Origin of the sequence: Kribbella sp. (genome assembly GCF_035655035.1) — a bacterium.
Lineage (GTDB): Bacteria > Actinomycetota > Actinomycetes > Propionibacteriales > Kribbellaceae > Kribbella.
In genome coordinates, this window is sequence record NZ_DASRVN010000324.1 from 1 (window position 1) to 5,272 (window position 5,272).

Annotated in this window: 7 protein-coding genes; 4 read left to right on the top strand and 3 right to left on the bottom strand. The window is 69.1% G+C overall.

Annotated features, from left to right (window positions below; genetic code table 11):
• The coding region (locus VFF46_RS18295; RefSeq protein WP_325038350.1) for a dihydrofolate reductase family protein at window positions 1–518 on the bottom strand (518 nt) is incomplete at its 3' end.
• A 135-nt stretch (window positions 519–653) separates the two neighbouring features.
• Here VFF46_RS18295 and VFF46_RS18300 point away from each other — a divergent pair.
• Together VFF46_RS18300 and VFF46_RS18305 are read left to right on the top strand one after the other, a co-directional pair.
• Complete coding sequence (locus VFF46_RS18300; protein ID WP_325038351.1) at window positions 654–1,670, top strand: sigma-70 family RNA polymerase sigma factor; 1,017 nt, start codon at window positions 654–656, stop codon at window positions 1,668–1,670.
• A 25-nt stretch (window positions 1,671–1,695) separates the two neighbouring features.
• A complete protein-coding gene (locus tag VFF46_RS18305) occupies window positions 1,696–2,274 on the top strand; it encodes a dihydrofolate reductase family protein (RefSeq protein WP_325038352.1) in 579 nt (192 codons plus the stop codon).
• Between the two features lie 37 nt (window positions 2,275–2,311).
• On the opposite strand, the gene VFF46_RS18310 is transcribed toward VFF46_RS18305, so the two are convergent.
• Both VFF46_RS18310 and VFF46_RS18315 read right to left on the bottom strand, forming a co-directional pair.
• Window positions 2,312–3,514 (bottom strand): M20 family metallopeptidase, encoded by a 1,203-nt coding sequence (locus VFF46_RS18310; protein ID WP_325038353.1) that lies wholly within the window; start codon window positions 3,512–3,514, stop codon window positions 2,312–2,314.
• Entirely contained in the window at window positions 3,511–4,431 is a 921-nt protein-coding gene (locus VFF46_RS18315) for a 5'-3' exonuclease (protein WP_325038354.1), read from the bottom strand. Before VFF46_RS18315 ends, VFF46_RS18310 begins: the two co-directional genes overlap by 4 nt.
• 83 nt (window positions 4,432–4,514) lie before the next feature.
• Here VFF46_RS18315 and VFF46_RS18320 point away from each other — a divergent pair, with 83 nt between their 5' ends.
• On the top strand, window positions 4,515–4,955 hold the full coding sequence (locus tag VFF46_RS18320; protein WP_141860629.1) for an Lrp/AsnC family transcriptional regulator: 441 nt from the start codon (window positions 4,515–4,517) through the stop codon (window positions 4,953–4,955).
• Window positions 4,952–5,272 (top strand): hypothetical protein (locus VFF46_RS18325; RefSeq protein WP_325038355.1); only part of this gene is annotated, 321 nt, incomplete at its 3' end. The genes VFF46_RS18320 and VFF46_RS18325, both read left to right, overlap by 4 nt.

A 5,272-nucleotide genomic window follows, 5' to 3' on the forward strand; every position in this document is an offset into this window, starting at 1 on the left:
ACCTTGGAGAAGGCCTTGACGGCCGCGAGTTTCAGCTCGGCCTGCTGGCCGGCACGGAAGTAGAACTGCTTCCCGCGGCCCATCAACAGGGGATAGACGGTGAGGTCGATGACATCGATGAGCCGCTCGCGCAGGAGTGTCTCCGTGAGCCGGCCGTGGCCGAGGATCAGCAGGTTTCCGCCGTCCTGCTGCTTGAGCCGTGTCACCTCGTCGACGACGTCGCCGCGAATGATGGCCGGGTTGCCCCAGTCGGCGCTGTCCAGCGTGGAGGTGAAGACGTACTTCGGGATCTTCTCGAGCCGATCGGCCCACATCGGCTTGTGCGTCCCACCCCTGCCGTACAGAGCGGCGAAGTCCTCGTACGTCCGGCGCCCGAACAGCAGAGCGTCGCACGCTTCGAGCAGGCCGAGGCCGTCCCGCAGGTACGCCTCGTCCTGGTACCGGCCCACGCCCATACCTACCGGGTCCTCGGTCACGCCGTCCGCCGAGACGAGCACGTACTCGATCAGTTTCCGCATGGCATCGCTCTCTCCTACGCGTCGGTTGTTGCGCTATACAGACACCGGGGTGAGGTGAAGCTGGGCGGTCCGACCAGTTCGGCGCGTCGCCGGTGTCTGTATCCGCGACAGTTGCCGAGCGAGGAGCAGATAGCTGTGACCAGTGGTGTTGACAGCGGTGAGCTGACGGCGCGAGCGCGGGCGGGTGACAATGACGCGTTCCGGGAGTTGACCGAGCCGTTCCGGTGGGAGTTGCAGGTGCACTGCTACCGCATGCTGGGTTCGTTCCAGGATGCGGAGGACAGCCTGCAGGAGACGTTGCTGGCCGCGTGGCGAGGCTTGGCCGGGTACGACGGCCGGGCATCGATCCGTACCTGGTTGTACCGGATTGCCACCAACCGGTGTTTGAATGCGCGGCGCTCGATGAGTAGGCGTCCGGTCAAGGAGTGGGACGTCGCGGTCGAGCCGCCCGCGCCGACCCGCCTCGGGGACGTCGCGTGGTTGCAACCGCTTCCGGAGGCGTTGGTCCCCACCGGGAGCGACATACCGTTGGGGCCCGAGGCTCGGTACGAGCAGTCCGAGTCGATCTCTCTGGCGTTCGTGACTGCCCTCCAGGCGTTGCCGCAGCGCCAGGTCGCTGTCCTCGTGTTGCGTGACGTCCTCGGATTCCGCGCCGAGGAAGTCGCCGGCATGCTGGATGCCACCCTCGATTCGGTCAACAGCGCGCTGAAAAGAGCGCGGGCCGGCCTCCGCCGGTACCGGGAACTGTCCGAGGATCGGCAACCTGCACCGTCGCCGGGTTCGCCGGGTGAGGACGTGGTCACGGCCCGGTTCGTCCGGGCGTTCGAGTCCAACGACATCGACGCGCTGGTTGCCTTGCTGACCGACGACGTGTTCGTCTCGATGCCGCCGCTGCCGTTCGAGTACGAGGGTCGCGATGCGGCAGTCCGCTTCTGGTCCGCGATCTTCGGCATGAATCGCCAGGTGCGTGTGATTCCGGCACGTGCGAACGGCCAGCCCGCGTTCGGTACGTACGTCCGCGCGCCGAGCGGCGTCCGGCACGGTACGGGGCTGATCGTGCTGACGCTGAGCGGAGATCAGGTCTGTGCGATGACGCGGTTCGACAGCAGCGTGCTGCCGTGGTTCGGGTTGCCACGCGCGCTGCTCAGCTAATCCCTACATATCAAGGAGAATCATCATGGGAAAGATCGTGGTCAGCCAGAACGTCACGCTGGACGGCGTGGTCGAGGACCCGAGCGGCGAGGGAGGGTTCAAGCACGGCGGCTGGTTCGCCGAGTTCATGGGCCAGGACTGGGGGGCGTGGGGAGAGCTGGAACTGGCCGAGGCACAAGGTGCCGAGGCGCTGCTGATGGGCCGGCTGACCGACGAGTACTTCGGCGCCCGGTCGCGAATCATGAGTGGCGAGTGGCTGGACAGTTTGAACCGTCTCCCCAAGTACGTCGTGTCCGCGACCCTTCGAGAGCCCCAGTGGACGAACGCGACCGTCCTGGCGGGCGATCCGGTCAGCGAGGTTTCGAAGCTCAGGGATCAGCTCCTGGGAGAGATCGTCGTGTACGGCAGCCGTCCGCTCGTGCGGATGATGATGGAGCACGACCTGGTCGACGAGTTGCGCCTGACGGTCTTCCCGGTCGTGCTCGGCGCGGGCGAGCGTGTGTTCGGCGAGACCAGCGACAAGCGACCGCTACGCCTGATCCACACGAAGACGGTGGGCAACGGCCTCGCCCACCTGACGTACGAGCGCGCTCGCGAGGCCTGACGGTACGCGCCGCTCGAGAACGCCGTGCAGGAACCGCCTATGACGCCCCGCGATTGAGGCGGCGTACGGCGAGTTCGGCCAGGAGGGCGGCGCCGTCGGGGAGGACGGAGTCGTCGAAGGCGGCCAAAGGGGAGTGGTTGTCGGCGGCGGCGTCGGGGTCCTCGGCGGCGCAGGCGCTGAGGTTGAGGTAGACGCCGGGGACCTCGTTCAGGACGTACGACATGTCCTCGGCGCCGCAGCGCGGGTTAGGGCGTTCGCGGAAGCGGTCGGTGCCGAACAGGTCCTCGATGGTCGCGCGGGCGAAGGCGTACTCGGCCTCGTCGTTGACCGTGACCGGGTAGCCGACCTGGTACTCCGCCTCGACCTGCAGGCCGTGCGCCGCGGCCAGGCTCTCGACGAGCTGGATCGACGACTTCTGCACCTTCGCGCGGGTCGCCTCGGAGAACGTCCGGACGGTCGCGTCGATGAACGCGTCGTCCGGGATGATGTTCTCCTTCGTACCGCCGGCGATCCGCCCGACCGTGAGGACCACCGGGTCGAACACGTCGAACTGCCGGGTGATCATCGTCTGCAGCGCGGTCACGATCTCGCAGAGCACCGGGATCGGGTCCTTGCCGCGGAACGGCGTCGACCCGTGCGTCCCCTCGCCGATCACCCGGACGTGCAGCTGGTCCGCCGCGGCCATGAACGACCCGGGCTTGCTGCTCCACATCCCGAGCGGCTGCGACGACGCGCCGACGTGCAGCCCGTACGCCGCGTCCGCGCGTCGGCCGGCCGCGTCCAGGACGCCCTCGCGGATCATGATCGGCGCCCCGCCGGACGTCTCCTCGCCGGGCTGGAACATGAACACCACGTCGCCCGGCAGCTCGTCCCGCAGCGCGCACAGCACCTTCGCCGCGCCGACGAGGCCCGCGACGTGCAGGTCGTGGCCGCAGGCATGCATCATCCCGGCGTGCTGGGACGCGTACGGTACGTCGACGCGCTCGGTCACCGGCAACGCGTCCATGTCGCCGCGCAGCAGTACGACCGGCCCTGGTCCGCGGCCACCCCGCAGTACGGCGGTCACCGAGGACAGCTCCTTGCCGAGCGTGATCTCCAGCGGCAGGCCCTCGAGCGCGTCGAGGATCAGCTGCTGGGTCTTCGGCAGGTCGAGGTCGTACTCCGGCACCTGGTGCAGCGCCCGCCGCAGGCCGACGATCTCCTCGCGGAACCGCTCCGCGACCTCACGCGTGTCCGTCATGCTTTGGGTCCTAGGTTCAGGGCGGACATCACGCGTTGCGCGCTGCCGCCGAGTTCGAGCAGTTCGACGAGGTCGAGCCAGCGTTCCGGGTCCTTGATCTCGCGCGGCAGCGTGGCGTCGTACGTCCCGACCGGGGCGTCCTTCGCGACCGCGACCACCTTCGGCGCGACGTCGAGGTAGTCGCTCGCGTCCAGGATCTTCTTCTTCACCCCGGGCGCCATCGGCGTACCCGGGTCCGCGGCCGCGGCCCGGATCGCGTCGAGATCGCCGTACGCCGTGACCAGGGCGGCGGCCGTCTTCTCGCCGACCCCCTTCACACCGGGCAGCCCGTCGGACGCGTCACCGCGCAGCGTGGCGAAGTCGGCGTACCGCTGGGCCGGGACCTCGTACTTCGCGAGCAGCGCCCGCTCGTCGTACACGTCGGCGCGCCCGACGCCGCGGGCGGCCGTGTACACGACCCGGATGCCGCGGCTGTCGTCGATCAGCTGGAACAGGTCGCGGTCGCCGGTGACGACGTCGACCGGCATCGTCGCCTGGTGCGAGAGCGTGCCGATCACGTCGTCGGCCTCGTGGTCCGGGGCGCCGACGACCGCGATCCCGATCGCCTCCAGGCAGGCGCGGATGTACGGCACCTGGACCTCCAGGCGGTCCGGTACGTCCTCGATCTGCTCGCCCTTCGGTGACACGAACTCGACCCGCTGCGCCTTGTACGACGGGATCAGCGCGACCCGCCAGGACGGCCGCCAGTTGTCGTCCCAGCAGGCGACCAGGTGGGTCGGCCGGTGGTTCTCGGCCAGCCGGGCGATGAAGTCCAGCAGCCCGCGGATCGCGTTCGTCGGCGTACCGTCGGCGGCCTTCATGGTGTCCGGTACGCCGAAGAACGCCCGGAAGTAGAGAGACGCCGTGTCGAGCAGCATCAGCCGCTGTCCTGTCCCTGGGTTTGATACTGGCATGGGGAGATGCTTTCACAGCCGGTGTCCGGGGCAGTAGGGTCTTCGGGATGGAGGACCTGGACCGCAAGATCGTCGGGCTGCTCGCGACCGACGGCAGGATGAGCTTCACCGACCTGGGCAAGGCGACCGGCCTGTCCACGTCGGCCGTACACCAGCGGGTGAAGCGCCTCGAGCAGCGCGGCATCATCCAGGGGTACGCCGCCACCGTCGACCACACCGCGCTCGACCTGCCGCTGACCGCGCTGATCTCGATCCGCCCGATCGACCCGTCGCAGCCGGACGACTCTCCCGAGCGCCTCCGCGAGGTCCGCGAGATCGAGTCCTGCTACTCGGTGGCCGGCGACTCCAGTTACGTCCTGGTCGTCCGCGTCGCCTCCCCGGCCGCCCTGGAGAACCTCCTGGCCGTGATCCGCGCCCGCGCCAACGTCTCCACCACCACCACGATCGTCCTCAGCACCCCCTACGAACGCCGCCCCCCGGCGCTGTGAAAGTCCTCCTGACGGACCTCTTCAGCACACTGATCCCCGGCGGCGAGGCTGCCCGCGCTGAGGTGAACGCCCAGATGGGCGCGGTGCTCGGCGTCGACCCGACGGCCTTCCAGCACGCCTTCGACGCGTCGTCGTACGACCGCTTCATCGGCGCGTACGGCGACCTGCCCGCCACCCTCCGCGTGATCGCCGAACGCTGCGGCGGCACCCCGTCCGAAGCCCAAGTCCAGGAGGCCACCAGCCTCCGCCGCGCGCTCGCCCGCCGCCTGCTGAGCGCGGCACCCGCGGCCACCCTCGACACCCTCGCCGCCTTCAAG

Excerpts from the sequence above, each read along its gene's own strand:
- VFF46_RS18305 (WP_325038352.1), top strand. The coding sequence starts at position 1,696 with ATGGGAAAGATCGTGGTCAGCCAGAACGTCACGCTGGACGGCGTGGTC.
- VFF46_RS18315 (WP_325038354.1), bottom strand. The coding sequence starts at position 4,431 with ATGCTGCTCGACACGGCGTCTCTCTACTTCCGGGCGTTCTTCGGCGTA.
- VFF46_RS18320 (WP_141860629.1), top strand. The coding sequence starts at position 4,515 with ATGGAGGACCTGGACCGCAAGATCGTCGGGCTGCTCGCGACCGACGGC.
- VFF46_RS18310 (WP_325038353.1), bottom strand. The coding sequence starts at position 3,514 with ATGACGGACACGCGTGAGGTCGCGGAGCGGTTCCGCGAGGAGATCGTC.